This is a genomic window from Lutibacter holmesii (assembly GCF_042679665.1).
In the GTDB taxonomy this organism is placed as follows: domain Bacteria; phylum Bacteroidota; class Bacteroidia; order Flavobacteriales; family Flavobacteriaceae; genus Lutibacter; species Lutibacter holmesii.
Genome location: NZ_JBHTMV010000002.1, coordinates 282,491 through 298,360 on the forward strand (window position 1 = coordinate 282,491; position 15,870 = coordinate 298,360).

Here is a 15,870-nt window from a genome sequence, read left to right on the forward strand (position 1 = left end):
AATCTAATTTATGCAATATCAATTTACTATAATTGTTCCTGTTTATAACGAAGAAGAAAATCTTGAACGAGTTGAAAAGGAACTTTCAAAATACATTAAAATTGCAACTAAAAAAACAAAAATTCTTTTTGTAAATGACGGTAGCATAGATAAAAGTCAACAATTAATTGAACAAATTTGTGAGAATAATAATGATTTTACATTCATTAATTTTAAAGAAAACTGTGGTTTAAGCGCCGCTATTTCGGCCGGATTTAACAATTGTGATACAGAACTTGTTGGCTATATAGATTCTGATTTACAAACTGCTCCTGAAGATTTTAATTTACTTTTAGAGCATATTGAAGAGTATGATTTAGTTACTGGTGTAAGAGCAAATAGAAAAGATTCTTTTGTAAAAAACATGTCTTCAACAATTGCTAACGGAATAAGACGTTCTTTTACACACGATGGAATGGACGATACTGGTTGCCCTTTAAAGGTTATAAAAACTGATTTTGCAAAAAAAATCCCAATGTTTAAAGGTTTACATCGTTTTTTACCTGCTATGATTTTATTGCAACACGGAAGCATCAAACAAATTCCTGTACAACATTTTCCGCGTATTGCTGGTGAAGCTAAATATGGTCTTTGGAATCGTTTAATAGGTCCGCTAATTGACTGCTTTGCTTATTTATGGATGAAGAAAAAATATATAAATTATACGGTTGACACAAAAGGTTAATGAGTAGTTGGCTAATATACAGTGTTGGTTTTTTTGCGCAACTTTTATTTTCAGGTCGCCTTATCTTACAATGGATAATTTCTGAAAAAAACAAAAAAGTATTAACACCTTCCCTATTTTGGAAATTAAGTTTAATTGCTTCATTTTTACTTTTTGTTTACGGATATTTACGTGAAGATTTTGCTATTATGATGGGGCAAGCACTTACTTATTTCATTTACATTAGAAACCTACAATTGCAGGGAGAATGGCAAAAAGCACCTAAATTACTACGATTATTTTTATGGATTTTTCCCATATTACTTGTAATTTACTCCTACAACAACAATTCATACGATCTAGATAAATTATTTAGAAACGATGCTATACCATTAGAGTTGTTAATTTGGGGAAGTGTGGCACAACTAATTTTTACACTTCGCTTTATATATCAATGGATTTATTCTGAAAAAAATAAAGAATCAACGTTGCCATTTGGGTTTTGGATGTTAAGCTTAACTGGATCAATTATGATTTTAATTTATGCCGTTTATAGAAAAGACCCTGTTTTGTTGGCTGGACATATTATGGGTTCTGTAATTTATTTCAGAAATATACTTCTTTTAAAAAAACAACACACTTAACAGTTTATAGTGAAAAGTAAATTATACATATTCTTATTTACAGCCTTTTTGGTATTAATATTTATGCTGGGAAGTTGGGGTTTAACCGACAGTAGCGAGGCTCGTTATGCTGAAATTGGAAAAGAAATGTATATGAGCAAGGATTACATAAACCCTACATTACTGGGCATAAAACACTTACATAAACCACCTGTAACCTATTATTTAACAGCTTTAGGATATCAACTATTTGGAGTAAATGAATTTGCTGCTCGTTTTTTTATGCAAGTAGCACTAATATTTCAATTGTTTTTTGTTTTTAAAATTACGTTACTACTTTATAAAAACGAAAAATTAGCTTTTACCGCAACACTTATTTATTTCTCATTGCCAATTGCTATTATAGCTGTTAGAACACTTACAACCGATGCTTATTTAACCACATTTATTTTAGCCTCAATTTACTTTTGGCTTCAGTACAAACAACAGCAAAAAACATATTTATTGTACTTGTTTTATTTGTTTTTAGGGCTCATTTTTGAGACAAAAGGTCCGGTTGGTTTTATTGTTCCACTTACATTTATAATAACATATAAAATTATTTATAAAGATAAAATTGAAACTACTATACATCAATTTTTAGGTTTTATACTTTTTTTAATTGTTGCGGCTAGTTGGTATGTTTTAGCAATTAAAAACAACGAAGGATTATTAGATTATTTCTTTAACAATCAACTTGTTGAACGTGTTACAAAAAACAAATTTAATCGTGCAAAACCTTTTTATTATTACCTATTATTAATTCCTGTACTTGGATTACCTTGGGTGTTTTATTTGTTTTTATATTTTAAAAAGAACATTAAAACCATTATTCAAGAAAAGAAAACAGATTTTATTTTAATAGTTACCTTTTTGGTGTTCTTGTTAATTTTATCATTATCAACATCAAAATTAATCTTATATATATTTCCAACATATTTTATTATAGCAATATTTTCAGCAAAAAACTTAAGCCACTGTTCAGCAAAAAATATTCAACTATTTTCTAAAATTTATCTGTTTTTAATTGGCTTAATCACCTGCTCTATTGTTGTATTGGCTTTTTTAAATTTGAATCTTGGGTTTGAAATCCATAAAATTTATGCGCTTATTATTTTAGTTATTTCTATAAGTTTTAGCATAACTATTTCAAAAAAAATTGCGAACACAAATTACTTAAAACCAACATATTTAGGAGTCGTTTTTATAATTTCTGTAATTTTATCTGCCAATTATTTATTTAAGGATAATGAACTTAAAATAAACTCTGTAAAACCATTAGCTAAATTTATTCAGGAAAATTCTCAAACTAAGCCTAAAGTAATTGTTTACAGCTCAATTATTCCTGCTTTACCTTTTTACTTAAATCAAAAAATTATAACAATTAAACACCACACACCAACTACGCAACGAGAAACTCAATTTGAAACAAGTAATGCGTATAAAGAACACTTAATTGATTACTTTACAGATGAAGGAAAAGAAAGAGTTTCAAATATGAATTTAGACGAACCAACTTATTTGGTTGTGCGTAAAAGAGATACAATTCCAACTTCAGTTCAGTTATTTATAAATAAATTTAAACACAAGAAAGTTTTAGGAAAACATCTTGTATATTATTAAATGAAAATGATTAAAACTATAGAAAAGTTTCCGATACTTAGTTTAACAATAATTGTTTTACTAATGCTTTTAATACATTTAGATGTACCAAATATTACCATTATGGAAGCTCGTAATTTTATTACAAGCAGAGAAATGATTCAGGACAATAATTGGTTATTAACAACTATGAACGGAGAACCAAGATATCAAAAACCTCCTTTACCAACTTGGTTAACAGCCATATCTGCAATGTTATTTGGAGCAAATAGTTTATTTGCTTTACGACTTCCTGCAGCGTTCATGGTGTTGTTTTTAGGAATCTTTTCCTATTATTTTTCATTGAAATTATCCCTATCAAAAAATCATAGTTTTAGAAATAGCTTAATTTTAGTGACTTCATTTTATGTAATTGGAATTATAAATGAAGCTCCTTGGGATATTTTTGCACACGGATTTATGTTTGCTGGCCTCTATTTTTTATTCAATTTTTTTGAAGAAAATAAAGCTATTTGGAAAAACGCTTTTTTAGCTGCTGTTTTTTTTGGATTATCAATGTTAAGTAAAGGTCCGGTTTCTTTATTCGCGCTATTTTTACCTTTTTTAATTTCATACGGAATTGTTTTTAAGTTTAAGACTTTTAAACAAAAAATAGTTCCATTTATAAGTTTTATACTACTATTTTTAATAATTGGAAGCTGGTGGTTTATATACGTTCGCTATGCAGATCCTGAAGCTTTTTTAGCAATTGCCAGTAGAGAAACAGATAATTGGAGTAGCTATAATGTAAAACCATTTTATTATTACTGGAGTTTCTTTATTCAATCTGGTTTATGGACAATTCCAGCATTTATAGGTTTGTTATATCCATATATGATTCACCGAGTACTTCATAAAAAAATCTACAAATTCACGTTTTTATGGACAATAATTGCAGTGGTATTACTTTCTACAATTCCTGAAAAAAAAGCGCGTTATTTAATGCCTGTATTAATACCGTTAGCTTTAAACACAGGGTTTTACATCCAATTCTTAATCAAAGAGTTTTCAAATTTATCGAAGAAAAAAGATACACTTCCAGTATATTTTAATTTTGGCTTAATTGCAACTATTGGCGTTAGTGTTCCAATAATTTTATATGTTATTTTAAATGATTCTTTAAAGCTATTTATTACCAATTATATACTAACAGCAGTTGTATTATTAATTATTGGAATATTACTATTTAGAAGTTTAGTTCAAAAAAACATGAAAAATACATTTTATTTAAGTGTGTGTTTTTTAGTTTCAGTATTTGTATTTGGGCTTCCTATTTCAAAAGTATTTAACAAAAATGAGGCTTTTACACCAATCAATTCTCTTCATAAATATGAAGAAAAACATTCAATAAACACATATGCTATTGGGAATTTAACACCTGAATTTATTTGGGACTACAATGGCAAAATTAAAAACATTTATAAAAATAACGACATAAAAACCCCAACTGAAAACAAATTTGGCTTGCTTTTATCTAGTGAAAACTTCAATAAAATTAGTATCGAATTAAACACCAATTACAATTTAGAATTTATTAAAACATACAATTTAAATGTTGGAGCTAAACAAAAAGATAGACTTATCAGCCAATTTTATTTAGTTACAAAAAAATAATACTTTTGACATATGAAAACACTCACGCAAATAGAGAAAATAGCATTTACATTTTTAGTAATCGTATTCGGATTTGGAATTTACTTTTCAAACACCGATACAATTTATTTTGATACCGTTTATGCAAAGGAAGATGGTTATGTAGAATACGGTACAGCTGTATTTTTATTCTTTTCGTCGTTACTACTTCTTTATCGTTTTTTTAAATTACAAAAGTTTAAAAAACCATTATGGAAATTTGGCATATTAATGTTAGCGCTCATTTTTTTATTTGGAACAGGAGAAGAAATTTCTTGGGGACAACGTATATTTAATGTAGAATCTTCAGAATACTTTTTAGAAAACAACGCCCAAGGGGAAACCAACCTACATAATATGGTGGTAGATGGAAAAAAAGTAAATAAAATTATTTTTAGTCAGCTTTTAACAGTGATTTTAATAATCTATTTAATTATAGCTCCGTTATTGTATCGTAAATTTGAAGGAATTAAAAATTTAGCAAATATGTTTGCTGTTCCTATTGTAAAATGGCAACATACCATTGCTTTTTTATCGTGTACAGCGTTAATTATGCTTATGCCTGCCGAAAGAAAATGGGAACTGTACGAGCTTGCTTTTGGAGTTATTTTCTTTTTAATATTTTTAAATCCGCTAAATAAAAGTATTTATTCAGTTAATTCTTAATATATTTTTTTAGAAATAAATTGGCAATTGTATAAAAAAGGAATCCATACACACTTCCAAAAAACACTCCTGTAAGTATATCTAACGGAAAATGTACACCAATATAAACACGGCTATAAGCAACAATTAAAGCCCATAAAACTAAAACTGAGAGTAAAAATCTTTGTTGTTTTTTAAACAACATTCCAAAAAATATGGCAATTGCCATAGAATTGGCTGCGTGCGCAGAAAAATAAGAATATTTACCACCACAACTTGCTTTTACCAAACGAATTAAAGGCTGTATTGTTTCATTATGGCAAGGTCTTAACCTTTTAAAACCGTATTTAAATAAATTACTAGTTTGGTCTGATACTGCAATTAGTAAAGCTATAAAAACTAGCACCACTATAGTTTTTTTAAAACCGTAATACTTATAAGTAAAAAAAAGTAATAAAATATATAAAGGGATGGCGCTGTATTTATTTGTCATAAATAACCAGAAGCCATCCCATTTTGTTGTTCCTAAATTATTTAGGAAAATTAGCAATTCAACATCATAATTTATTAAAGAATCGATCATTGAATACTAACTTATTTTATTATTTAACTATTTCAACCAATTCAAGTTCAAAAACCAAATCGGTATTTGGAGGAATTACACCACCAGCACCTTGCGCACCATATCCTAAATGAGAAGGAATAAAGAAAATTGCCTTATCACCCACACTCATTTGTTGTAACCCTTCTTTAAAGCCAGGAATTAAACGAGCTTCAGGACCATAAACAGTTTTAAAAGGTGCATAACCATTTTTACGCGCTCTTTCTTTGTCAAATTTTCCATAATCCTTTGCTACTTTTTCATAACTAGTATCAAACAAGCGACCATCAGAAAAATACCCTGCATAATGAACTCTAACCATATCTCCTGAAGTAGGTTTTACGCCATTTTTAGTATCAGTAATTGCGTATTTCAATCCAGAAGGAAGCTCAATAGCCCCAGGTAAAGCCTCATTAAATTTCCACAAAGCAGTTTTTACAGCTAATTTTTGAACTTCTTCTTGCTTGCTCTTTTTTGCTAAATACTCTGTATAATGATTTGAAAATACTTCAGCTGCTTTAAAAGATTTAGCTGCCTTACCTACTTTAATAATATCTATACTTTTAATAGTATCATTTTTAACAATAGAGTCAACTACTTCTTGTCCTATTTCAACATTTCCAAAAACTGTATGCTTTCCATCAAGCCAAGGCGTATCTTTATGAGTAATAAAAAATTGAGATCCATTAGTTTCAGGACCAGAATTTGCCATTGACAAAACTCCAGATGAAGCGTGTGTTAAAACTAAATTCCCTAAAGAATCTTTAGGAAACTCATCTATAAACTTATAACCCGGACCACCTGAACCTGTGCTTAAAGGATCTCCTCCTTGAATCATAAAATCAGGAATTACTCTGTGAAATACAGTTCCGTTGTAATAATGTTTCCCTTTTAAAGAGTCTGTTACAAAATCATTACTTCCTTCAGCTAAAGAAACAAAATTTGCAACAGTAACTGGTGTTTTATCAAATTCTAATTTCAATAAAATATCACCTTTATTTGTAACAACATCAGCATATAAACCATCTTCTAAATCTGCATATTTTGCAGGTTTACAAGATATTACAAGTACTGATAGAATTAAGAAACTTAACTTAAATAACTTCATTTAAATTTATTTTTTTGTAATAGCAATTAATTCAACTTCAAAAACTAAGGCATCAAACGGACGAATTTTTCCACCTTGACGAGGAAAAGCACCGTACCCTAATTCTTGAGGAATAAAGAACTTATATTTTGAGCCAACTGGCATTAGTTGTAAACCTTCTGTCCAACCTTTTATCACTTGGTTAACACCAAACTTTGCTGTTTGTCCTTTATCTACTGAACTATCAAAAACAGTTCCGTCAATTAACGTTCCGTGGTAGTGTACTTCTACTTTTGAAGTAGCTCCAGGTTTTTCTCCCTTTCCTTCTTTTAAAACAATGTATTGTAAACCACTTTCTGTTGTTTGTACACCATCATTATCTTTATTCAACTCTAAGAATTTTTCACCTTCTAATTTAACATCAGCATAATCTTCTTCAGCTTTTTTCAAAGCATCAGCCTTTTTCTTTTCTTGTTGAGCTACTTGTCTTTTTTGAAAAAATGTTCTTAAAAGTCCATCAACATCTTTAAAATCAATTAAAATATTGGTAGAATCTAAGCCACTTTGAACACCTTGAATAAATAAATCTTGATCTACTTCATCAAAATTACCTTTTAATTTTACTGCAATATCTAATCCTAGTGCATAACTTGCAGAATCTATTTCTGTTTCTAGTGATTTTTTTGTAATTCCTGTATTATTACAAGAGATCATTGTTGTAATTACAGCTACTGCTAAAACAAATTTAATTACTTTCATTTTTTTTATTTATTTTATTTAATTGAACTTTATAAATTAATGGTTGATTAATTCCTATTTTTTTTTCGTCGCCCAAATATCCAAAAACTTTATGAGATGGAAACAAAAAAGTTACAACATCTCCTTCATGCATTAATTTGAGGCCATTTCTTAAACCTTCAACTACTTCTTGCTTATCAACAAGGTACGATTGTAAACCTAACTCTTGGGCACTGTAAATAATTTCATTTTCAACGGTGTAAATTTCACAAGAATACAGCAAATGATCTCCAAGTTGAGGTGTATATGTATTTTTACTTTTTACATTATACGTATACCAAAACCCGCTTGAAGAAGTAATATAGGTAACCAAAGAATCTTTTTGAATTATTGCTTTAAAAAGTGCTTCTTCTTTTTCATTTAATTTTTTATTTAACGAAATAGAAGTTTCCATAAAAGAACTTGTTTTTTTTGTAACAGGTTTTCTAGGAACTGGCTGCATACAAGAAACCAAAACAACTAAAAGAAATACACTAAGAAATTTAATCTTCATAAGAGTGTAATAATTCGTTTTTATAAGTTGGAAGAATTTTTAAAAACTTAGAAACCGTAGCATCAAGTGAAATTTCAGATTTTCCACCAGCAGCATTGTCGTGTCCACCACCATCAAAATGTAAACGTGCAAATTTATTTACTGAAAATTTCCCTTTTGATCTGAAAGAAATTTTAACAATTTTTTGATCTACATCTTCAATAAAAATGGCTGCAAAAATAACTCCTTCTAAAGACAACGCATAATTAACAACACCTTCAGTATCTCCTTTCACATAATTAAATTCATCTAAATCTTGCTGCGACAAATAAATATAAGCAGTTTTTAATTTTTCAACAACCACCATATTACTTAAAGAACGCCCTAATAATTGTAACCTTCCGTAAGAATTTGTATCGTAAACATTGTTGTGAATTTTTGCATTATTAGCTCCTTTATCTATCAAATCAGCAATAATTCTATGGGTTGTACTTGTTGTTGAAGGAAAACGAAACGAACCTGTATCTGTCATTATTCCTGTATACAAACTAGTTGCAATAGCAGCATCAATAGCATCTACATCATCTAATTTTTCTAAAAAATGATACACCATTTGACAAGTTGAACAAATTGACGTATCTGAAAATAAATACTTTGCAATATCATCTGGTTGTTGATGATGGTCTATCATAATAAAATCACCTTCAAATGCTTCTAATGTATTTTGCATATCGCTACCAACTCTATGCAAAGCGTTAAAATCTAATAAAAATATAATTGAAGCCTCATCTATAGCCACTTTTGATTGGCGGTTTTGCATATCAAACTTATAGGTACTCTTTGAACCTGGCAACCACTTTAAAAAATCAGGATAATCATTTGGAGCAACAATGGTTGCATGATGACCTTTATTTTTTAAATAATAATACATTGCTAAGCTAGAACCTATGGCGTCTCCATCAGGATTTCTATGTGGAACAATCACAATATTTTTAGGAGTTGAAAGCAACTCTTTAATTTCTTTAATATCACTTAATTTCATAAGTGACAAATATACAATTTTAAAGCCTATTTTATTCCATAAACTATGGTATATTTGTTATAAAAACATCCCAATCTTCAAGATATGAATTATTTTAAAAGCCTATTATTGCTAATTGTTTTATGCATATCGTGCACAACAAAAAAGCAATCACCTCCAAATTTCACAATTGCATTTGGCTCGTGCAACAATCAAGTTTTAGAAAATACACTTTGGTCTTCAATAGAAAAAAACAAACCAAATGTTTGGATTTGGGGTGGAGACATTATTTATTCTGACACTAATGATATGGAGTATTTAGCAAAAAACTATGAACGTCAAAAAAAAGATACTAGCTACGCTAATTTTGCAAAAAAAGTAGATGTTTTAGCTACTTGGGATGATCACGATTACGGAATGAATGATGGCGGAATGGAATACGAACAAAAAGAGGCTTCACAACAATTATTTTTAGACTTTTTAGATGTCCCAAAAAATGATGCTAGAAGAACTCAAAAAGGTATTTATCATTCAAAAAAATACACTATCAACAATCAATCTGTAAAAATTATTTTATTAGACACACGTTATTTTAGAACCGCCTTAACACCTGACACTATTACAAAAAAAAGATACCAACCAACCATAAATTCAGCTGCAAGTATGTTAGGTGAAACGCAATGGAAATGGCTTGAAAACGAACTAAAAACATCCAAAGCTTCATACAATATTATTATGAGTAGCATTCAATTTTTATCAGCTGAACACGGTTTTGAAAGCTGGGGAAATATGCCAAATGAGGTTACAAAGTTTGAAGGTTTATTAAAGAAAACCCAAGCAAATAATGTAATTATTTTATCAGGTGATAGGCATATTTCTGAAATTTCTAAAAAAGAAATTGAAGGCATCAACTATCCGTTAATTGACTTTACATCAAGTGGATTAACACACTCTTACACCAATTTCACAAGTGAGCCAAACACCTATAGAATTGTTGACGTTGTTTCTGATAAAAGTTTTGGAATTTTAAAAATTGACTTCTCAAAAAATGAAGTTGTGATGGAAATTAGAGGTGCAGAAAATGCACTATTTAGAAGCTACACTCAAAAATATTTTTAGTAAATTTGATATTTGGTATAAAACACTATATTTGCGGCAATTATAAAACTTAATTAAGAATAAAATGGCAACAAACAGAACATTTACAATGCTTAAGCCTGATGCGGTTAACAAAGGGTATATTGGAGCAATTTTAGAAAAAATTAATGCTGCAGGATTTAAAATTGTAGCAATGAAAATGACGAGATTAACAAAAAACGGTGCTCAAGAATTTTATAAAATTCATGAAGAACGCCCATTTTTTAATGATCTTGTTGACTTTATGACTTCTGGACCAATTGTTTCAGCTATTTTAGAAAAAGAAAATGCTGTTGAAGATTTTAGAGTTTTAATTGGAGCTACAAACCCTGCTGATGCTGCTGAAGGTACTATTAGAAAACTGTATGCTGGTTCAATTGAAAACAACGCTATTCACGGTTCAGATAGTGATGAAAATGCAGCTATTGAAAGTGCTTTCCATTTTTCAGGAAGAGAAGTTTTCTCAGAAGACATCTAATAAAACACACTTTACATATTTAAAAAAAATCCGTTTTTCAACGGATTTTTTTTAGCTTAAAATAATTTTAGATATCAAATTAGCGCCTAATTCTTCATTCATCATCTTCAATATTTTTGCTTTTCCATAACTAAGTTCTTCACGCAAAACAGAAGACTTTAAATTTACAATCAACGTTTTACCATTCAACTCAATATTTTGTGTGTAAGACACAACTCCATTCCCCATTAGTTTTGCCCAAGCATCTTTCACAGAAATTAAATTCATGCCTTTAGACAATTTATTTTCCTCTATAACATCACTCATTAACTCTTGTATAGAATGAAATTCATTTTGACGTTTTGCCATTATAATTCAAATATTTTAAAAGGTTGTTTTGTTTTACGTACTACTTCTTCTGTTCGCTCCTTATGTGTATCACTTATAAATAGCTGACCAAATTCATTGCTATTAACCAAATCTATAATTTGTGCTACTCTAGAATCATCTAATTTATCAAAAATATCATCTAACAACAAAATTGGTTTCACTTTTGATTGCCCTTTTATAAAATCGAACTGAGCCAATTTTAACGCAACCAAATACGATTTTTGTTGCCCTTGCGACCCAAACTTTTTTACAGGATAACCTTCAATTTCAAAAGATAAATCATCTTTATGAATACCAACACTTGTATATTGCAACACACGGTCTTTTTCTAAATTTGCTTCAAACAAATCTAATAAACTAGCATCTTTTAGTTGTGTTTTATATACTAAATTAACAGACTCTTTACTATTAGAAATAGCTTTATAACGCATTTTAAAAATAGGGATAAACGCTTCTAAAAAGGCATTTCTTTTTTCAAAAATTATTGCACTGTAATTGTTCAATTGCTCGTTATATACTTTTAAATTTAAAGCATCAAAAGTTCTATTAGCAGCAAAAAATTTTAATAACGAGTTTCGCTGTGCCAACACTTTATTATAACTTACAAGTGTTAACAAATATTGCTTATCTGATTGTGAAATAACACTATCAATAAATTTTCTACGCGTATCACTTCCTTCTGTTATTAAATCTCGATCTGCAGGAGAAATTATTACCAATGGCAAATGTCCAATATGATCTGAAAATTTTTCATAAGCTTTCCCATTTCGTTTCACCACTTTTTTACTTCCTCTTTTTAAGCTACATAATACTGAATCTACTCTGTCGGTCATTTGGTACTCACCTTCTATCATAAAAAAGTCTTCAGTATGCCGAATATTTTGTGATGCAACAGGGTTAAAATAACTTTTTGCAAACGAAAGATAATAAATAGCATCTAAAACATTTGTTTTTCCAACGCCATTATTCCCAACAAAACAATTAATTTTTCCTTCAAAATCAAATGTTTGCGACTCAAAATTCTTAAAATTTACTAATGTTATTTTCTTTAAATGCATTTAATTATTTTCAAACACCAAAATTATTCAAAATAAATGATAATTTTGATACAAATGCATTTTTACTTTCCAATTAAAAATTCTACTTTTGCGGCTACAAATTTTACAATAAATGGCAACATATAAAAAGACTGGAAGTAAACCTAAAAAAAGTCACAATTCAAAGATTGAAGATGAATCAACAACTGCTGAAGTTTTTAACACTTTAGATGAAACAGCTTCAAAATCGGAACAATGGATTATTAAAAACCAAAAACCAATTTTTGGAATACTAGCAACAATTGTTGTAGTAATATTAGGATATTTAGCATATCAAAAATATGTACAAGCACCAAACGAAAAAGAAGCTGCTGATGAATTAGCGTTTCCAAAAGCTTATTTTGAAGATGCAGCTACAAACTCTGTTGCAGCAGACTCATTATACACATTGGCTTTAAAAGGTACTGATGGAAAATACGGTTTTGTTGATATTGCTTCAAAATACAGCGGAACTAAAGCTGGAAATTTAGCTAATTACTATGCTGGTATTTCTTATTTAAACATAAAAAATTATAAAGAAGCTATTGAGTATTTAGAAAGCTTTTCTTCAGAAGATGAATTATTAGGTCCTATTGCTAAAGGAGCTATTGGTGATGCATTTGCTGACATTAACCAATTAGATGACGCTTTAGATTATTATTTAAAAGCTGCTAGCTTAAAAGACAATAACTTTTCAAGCCCTTTATTTTTGTTCAAAGCCGGAAATATTGCAATGAAATTAGAAAAATATTCTACAGCTCTAGACGTTTTTACACAAATTAAAAACGATTACCCAACTTCTAACGAAGCTAAAAATATTGATATTTACATCAACAAAGCAGCATTTGCTTCTAAATAAAAAGCTATAATGGCTACAACAAATTTATCTTATTACGATAAAGCATCAATCCCAAACGCGAAAAAATTTCGGTTTGGGATTGTTGTTTCAGAATGGAATCCTGAAATTACTGAAAACTTATTTTTAGGTGCTGAAGAAGCATTATTAGAACACGGAACATTAAAAGAAAATATTATTCGTTGGAATGTCCCTGGAAGTTTTGAATTGATTTACGGTTGTAAAAAAATGATTGAAACTCAAAAACTAGATGCTATTATTGCTATTGGTAATGTTATTCAAGGCGAAACAAAACATTTTGATTTTGTTTGCGAAGGAGTTACCCAAGGTATTAAAGATTTAAATATTCAATATGATGTACCTATAATTTTTTGCGTGTTAACAGACAATAATAAGCAACAATCATTAGATCGCTCTGGAGGAAAACACGGAAATAAAGGTATTGAATCTGCCGTGGCTGCCATAAAAATGGCTGCTTTAAGAGAGTTTTAACACCCTTCTTTACTTTTAAACTTGACCACAACTCAATTATTCTGTATTTTTGGGTTTTACAGTATACTTTAAATTTATGTTTGGTAAATTATTTAAGCCTCGTGCGCACTATGTTTTTGATTACAAACCTCGTTATTACGACGAGCGCAAAGAACGTTTGCAAAAATTAGAGCAAGAACATCACGGCGAAGGAGGTTTAGATACAGAGGCTACAAGAATTAGACTTACCAAAAATAATTTAAAAAACGATTGGGTTAAAAACAAAAAAAGTGCAACAGACCGATCTACAACATTAAGACTAGCGCTTATAATTGCAGCTTTAGTTGGTTTAGCCGCTTACATTTTAGAAATTCATACTTTATTTTAATGTCTGACATCATTCAGTTACTTCCTGACCATGTTGCAAACCAAATTGCAGCAGGTGAAGTTGTTCAGCGACCAGCATCTGTGGTTAAAGAATTGCTTGAAAATGCTATTGATTCAAATGCAACTTCAATTAAATTAATTATTAAAGATGCAGGTAAATCATTGGTTCAGGTAATTGATAACGGAATTGGAATGAGCCAAACTGACGCAAGACTTAGTTTTGAGCGTCATGCAACTTCAAAAATTAAAAAAGCTGAAGACTTATTTAATTTAAATACCAAAGGTTTTAGAGGAGAAGCATTGGCTTCTATTGCTGCCATTGCACATGTAGATTTAAAAACGAAACAAGAAAACGATGAATTAGGAACTTTCATTAAAATTGAAGGAAGTAACTTAATTTCTCAAGAAAATATTTCAACTTCAAAAGGAACATCTGTTGCTGTAAAAAACTTATTTTACAATATTCCTGCCCGAAGAAATTTTTTAAAATCTAATAGTATTGAAACACGTCACGTAATCAACGAGTTTCAGCGTGTAGCTTTAGCACACCCAACTATTGCTTTTTCATTTTATCACAATGAAAGTGAAATTTACAATTTACTTTCGGGTAATTTACGTCAACGTATTGTGGCAATCTTCGGAAAAAAAACCAATGAAAAATTGGTGCCTATTCATGAAGAAACAGACATTGTAACTATTAACGGTTTTGTAGCAAAACCAGAATTTGCTAAGAAAAAAAGAGGCGAGCAATTCTTTTTTATAAATGATAGGTTTATAAAAAATGCTTATTTAAACCATGCGGTAACAAGTGCATTTGAAAGTTTACTTTCAAGTGGCTACTTCCCTACTTACTTTTTGTATTTAAGCGTACCTCCAAAAAGTATTGATATTAATATTCATCCAACAAAAACAGAAATAAAGTTTGATGATGAAAAAACGTTGTATGCAATTTTACGTTCTACCGTAAAACACAGCTTAGGACAATACAATGTGGCTCCTGTTTTAGATTTTGATAGAAGTTCATCTTTTGATACACCATACAATTTCAAAGCAAAACCTGCACAAACACCAAAAGTTACAGTAAATCACGATTTCAACCCATTTAAAGAAGAAAAACAAAAAAGCTTTAAACCTACGTATAAACCTGAACCAACACAACAATGGGAAAGTTTATATACAGGAATTGATGCAGATTCTGTTGAAGTTGAATCTAAAACAATGAATGCTTCATTATTTACTGAAGAAACCTCAACCAACAAAACTTATCAAGTTCATAATAAATACATTGTTAGTAGCATAAAATCTGGGATTGTTTACATCAATCAACATTTAGCGCATCAACGAATTTTATATGAAGAATTTTTAGAAAACATTACCGTTAAAGAAGCAATGAGTCAACAATTATTGTTTCCTTTAGAAATAAGTTTTAACACTTCTGATATTCACTTAATTAAAGAAATTAAAGAAGATTTAGAAAGTGTTGGTTTTTTATTTGATAAAATTTCTGATGACACCATAGTTATTAAAGGAATACCAATAACTATCGCCGAAAGCCAAATAGCTATTATTATTGAACAACTTTTAGAAGACATAAAAAATGACATTCCAAACGCTAGTTTTAGTCAATTAGATGTAATGGCTAAAAGTTTGGCTAAAAGTTTAGCTATAAAAACCGGAACAAAATTAGATTTAAAAGAACAAGAAGAAATTGTAAACAAGTTATTTATTTGCAAACAACCCGATTTATCACCGTTTGGAAAAACAACATTTATTACAGTTGCTATTGACGAAATTGATAAAAAATTTAATAATTATTAGTTTGAATAACACACTA

At 29.4% G+C, this 15,870-nt stretch carries 18 protein-coding genes; 11 read left to right on the forward strand and 7 right to left on the reverse strand.

Features of this window, described 5'->3' with window-relative positions:
- Window positions 1-10 precede the first annotated feature (10 nt).
- The 5 genes from ACFQ5N_RS02435 to ACFQ5N_RS02455 all read left to right on the forward strand — a co-directional run bounded on the left by ACFQ5N_RS02435 (window position 11) and on the right by ACFQ5N_RS02455 (window position 5,304).
- Window positions 11-724: a glycosyltransferase family 2 protein gene (locus tag ACFQ5N_RS02435; RefSeq protein ID WP_386807424.1), complete on the forward strand. Its 714-nt coding sequence runs from the start codon at window positions 11-13 to the stop codon at window positions 722-724.
- Entirely contained in the window at window positions 724-1,347 is a 624-nt protein-coding gene (locus ACFQ5N_RS02440; protein WP_386807425.1) for a lipid-A-disaccharide synthase N-terminal domain-containing protein, read from the forward strand. Before ACFQ5N_RS02435 ends, ACFQ5N_RS02440 begins: the two co-directional genes overlap by 1 nt.
- Window positions 1,348-1,410: 63 nt before the next feature.
- Window positions 1,411-2,988 (forward strand): ArnT family glycosyltransferase, encoded by a 1,578-nt coding sequence (locus tag ACFQ5N_RS02445; RefSeq protein ID WP_386807426.1) that lies wholly within the window; start codon window positions 1,411-1,413, stop codon window positions 2,986-2,988.
- A gap of 63 nt (window positions 2,989-3,051) precedes the next feature.
- A complete protein-coding gene (locus ACFQ5N_RS02450) occupies window positions 3,052-4,620 on the forward strand; it encodes an ArnT family glycosyltransferase (protein ID WP_386807427.1) in 1,569 nt (522 codons plus the stop codon).
- A gap of 12 nt (window positions 4,621-4,632) precedes the next feature.
- Complete coding sequence (locus tag ACFQ5N_RS02455) at window positions 4,633-5,304, forward strand: hypothetical protein (protein ID WP_386807429.1); 672 nt, start codon at window positions 4,633-4,635, stop codon at window positions 5,302-5,304.
- Here ACFQ5N_RS02455 and ACFQ5N_RS02460 read toward each other — a convergent pair.
- From ACFQ5N_RS02460 to ACFQ5N_RS02480, 5 genes are read right to left on the reverse strand one after another with little or no spacing between them, the layout of a single operon-like run.
- Window positions 5,294-5,866 (reverse strand): phosphatase PAP2 family protein, encoded by a 573-nt coding sequence (locus ACFQ5N_RS02460; RefSeq protein WP_386807431.1) that lies wholly within the window; start codon window positions 5,864-5,866, stop codon window positions 5,294-5,296. The genes ACFQ5N_RS02455 and ACFQ5N_RS02460 overlap by 11 nt on opposite strands.
- Window positions 5,867-5,885: 19 nt before the next feature.
- Window positions 5,886-6,992: a peptidylprolyl isomerase gene (locus ACFQ5N_RS02465; protein WP_386807433.1), complete on the reverse strand. Its 1,107-nt coding sequence runs from the start codon at window positions 6,990-6,992 to the stop codon at window positions 5,886-5,888.
- A gap of 6 nt (window positions 6,993-6,998) precedes the next feature.
- Window positions 6,999-7,730 (reverse strand): FKBP-type peptidyl-prolyl cis-trans isomerase, encoded by a 732-nt coding sequence (locus tag ACFQ5N_RS02470; RefSeq protein ID WP_386807435.1) that lies wholly within the window; start codon window positions 7,728-7,730, stop codon window positions 6,999-7,001.
- On the reverse strand, window positions 7,717-8,262 hold the full coding sequence (gene gldI / locus ACFQ5N_RS02475) for a gliding motility-associated peptidyl-prolyl isomerase GldI (RefSeq protein WP_386807437.1): 546 nt from the start codon (window positions 8,260-8,262) through the stop codon (window positions 7,717-7,719). The genes ACFQ5N_RS02470 and gldI overlap by 14 nt, the downstream gene beginning before the upstream one ends.
- On the reverse strand, window positions 8,252-9,283 hold the full coding sequence (locus tag ACFQ5N_RS02480; RefSeq protein WP_386807439.1) for a DHH family phosphoesterase: 1,032 nt from the start codon (window positions 9,281-9,283) through the stop codon (window positions 8,252-8,254). The genes gldI and ACFQ5N_RS02480 overlap by 11 nt, the downstream gene beginning before the upstream one ends.
- Before the next feature lie 84 nt (window positions 9,284-9,367).
- Here ACFQ5N_RS02480 and ACFQ5N_RS02485 point away from each other — a divergent pair, with 84 nt between their 5' ends.
- Entirely contained in the window at window positions 9,368-10,381 is a 1,014-nt protein-coding gene (locus ACFQ5N_RS02485) for an alkaline phosphatase D family protein (RefSeq protein ID WP_386807441.1), read from the forward strand.
- A 64-nt stretch (window positions 10,382-10,445) separates the two neighbouring features.
- The gene (locus ACFQ5N_RS02490) at window positions 10,446-10,877 is read left to right on the forward strand and encodes a nucleoside-diphosphate kinase (RefSeq protein ID WP_386807443.1); all 432 of its coding nucleotides are present in this window, start codon (window positions 10,446-10,448) and stop codon (window positions 10,875-10,877) included.
- 51 nt (window positions 10,878-10,928) lie between these two features.
- Here the strand turns inward: ACFQ5N_RS02490 and ACFQ5N_RS02495 are convergent, their stop codons facing one another.
- Window positions 10,929-11,225: a DUF721 domain-containing protein gene (locus ACFQ5N_RS02495; protein ID WP_386807445.1), complete on the reverse strand. Its 297-nt coding sequence runs from the start codon at window positions 11,223-11,225 to the stop codon at window positions 10,929-10,931.
- Window positions 11,225-12,304: a DNA replication/repair protein RecF gene (recF, locus tag ACFQ5N_RS02500; RefSeq protein ID WP_386807447.1), complete on the reverse strand. Its 1,080-nt coding sequence runs from the start codon at window positions 12,302-12,304 to the stop codon at window positions 11,225-11,227. The genes ACFQ5N_RS02495 and recF overlap by 1 nt, the downstream gene beginning before the upstream one ends.
- Before the next feature lie 112 nt (window positions 12,305-12,416).
- Between recF and ACFQ5N_RS02505 the strand changes: the two genes are divergently transcribed.
- The 4 genes from ACFQ5N_RS02505 to mutL all read left to right on the forward strand — a co-directional run bounded on the left by ACFQ5N_RS02505 (window position 12,417) and on the right by mutL (window position 15,854).
- Complete coding sequence (locus ACFQ5N_RS02505; RefSeq protein WP_386807449.1) at window positions 12,417-13,181, forward strand: tetratricopeptide repeat protein; 765 nt, start codon at window positions 12,417-12,419, stop codon at window positions 13,179-13,181.
- Between the two features lie 9 nt (window positions 13,182-13,190).
- Entirely contained in the window at window positions 13,191-13,670 is a 480-nt protein-coding gene (ribH, locus tag ACFQ5N_RS02510; RefSeq protein ID WP_386807451.1) for a 6,7-dimethyl-8-ribityllumazine synthase, read from the forward strand.
- 76 nt (window positions 13,671-13,746) lie between these two features.
- The gene (locus ACFQ5N_RS02515) at window positions 13,747-14,037 is read left to right on the forward strand and encodes a hypothetical protein (protein WP_386807453.1); all 291 of its coding nucleotides are present in this window, start codon (window positions 13,747-13,749) and stop codon (window positions 14,035-14,037) included.
- Window positions 14,037-15,854, forward strand: coding sequence for a DNA mismatch repair endonuclease MutL (gene mutL, locus ACFQ5N_RS02520; RefSeq protein WP_386807455.1), 1,818 nt, complete (start codon window positions 14,037-14,039; stop codon window positions 15,852-15,854). Before ACFQ5N_RS02515 ends, mutL begins: the two co-directional genes overlap by 1 nt.
- Window positions 15,855-15,870 lie beyond the last annotated feature (16 nt).

Excerpts from the sequence above, each read along its gene's own strand:
- ACFQ5N_RS02505 (WP_386807449.1), top strand. The coding sequence starts at position 12,417 with ATGGCAACATATAAAAAGACTGGAAGTAAACCTAAAAAAAGTCACAAT.
- ACFQ5N_RS02470 (WP_386807435.1), bottom strand. The coding sequence starts at position 7,730 with ATGAAAGTAATTAAATTTGTTTTAGCAGTAGCTGTAATTACAACAATG.
- ACFQ5N_RS02440 (WP_386807425.1), top strand. The coding sequence starts at position 724 with ATGAGTAGTTGGCTAATATACAGTGTTGGTTTTTTTGCGCAACTTTTA.
- recF (WP_386807447.1), bottom strand. The coding sequence starts at position 12,304 with ATGCATTTAAAGAAAATAACATTAGTAAATTTTAAGAATTTTGAGTCG.
- ACFQ5N_RS02480 (WP_386807439.1), bottom strand. The coding sequence starts at position 9,283 with ATGAAATTAAGTGATATTAAAGAAATTAAAGAGTTGCTTTCAACTCCT.
- ACFQ5N_RS02455 (WP_386807429.1), top strand. The coding sequence starts at position 4,633 with ATGAAAACACTCACGCAAATAGAGAAAATAGCATTTACATTTTTAGTA.
- ACFQ5N_RS02445 (WP_386807426.1), top strand. The coding sequence starts at position 1,411 with ATGCTGGGAAGTTGGGGTTTAACCGACAGTAGCGAGGCTCGTTATGCT.
- gldI (WP_386807437.1), bottom strand. The coding sequence starts at position 8,262 with ATGAAGATTAAATTTCTTAGTGTATTTCTTTTAGTTGTTTTGGTTTCT.
- ACFQ5N_RS02435 (WP_386807424.1), top strand. The coding sequence starts at position 11 with ATGCAATATCAATTTACTATAATTGTTCCTGTTTATAACGAAGAAGAA.
- ACFQ5N_RS02515 (WP_386807453.1), top strand. The coding sequence starts at position 13,747 with ATGTTTGGTAAATTATTTAAGCCTCGTGCGCACTATGTTTTTGATTAC.
- mutL (WP_386807455.1), top strand. The coding sequence starts at position 14,037 with ATGTCTGACATCATTCAGTTACTTCCTGACCATGTTGCAAACCAAATT.
- ACFQ5N_RS02460 (WP_386807431.1), bottom strand. The coding sequence starts at position 5,866 with ATGATCGATTCTTTAATAAATTATGATGTTGAATTGCTAATTTTCCTA.
- ACFQ5N_RS02450 (WP_386807427.1), top strand. The coding sequence starts at position 3,052 with ATGCTTTTAATACATTTAGATGTACCAAATATTACCATTATGGAAGCT.
- ACFQ5N_RS02485 (WP_386807441.1), top strand. The coding sequence starts at position 9,368 with ATGAATTATTTTAAAAGCCTATTATTGCTAATTGTTTTATGCATATCG.
- ACFQ5N_RS02465 (WP_386807433.1), bottom strand. The coding sequence starts at position 6,992 with ATGAAGTTATTTAAGTTAAGTTTCTTAATTCTATCAGTACTTGTAATA.
- ACFQ5N_RS02490 (WP_386807443.1), top strand. The coding sequence starts at position 10,446 with ATGGCAACAAACAGAACATTTACAATGCTTAAGCCTGATGCGGTTAAC.
- ACFQ5N_RS02495 (WP_386807445.1), bottom strand. The coding sequence starts at position 11,225 with ATGGCAAAACGTCAAAATGAATTTCATTCTATACAAGAGTTAATGAGT.
- ribH (WP_386807451.1), top strand. The coding sequence starts at position 13,191 with ATGGCTACAACAAATTTATCTTATTACGATAAAGCATCAATCCCAAAC.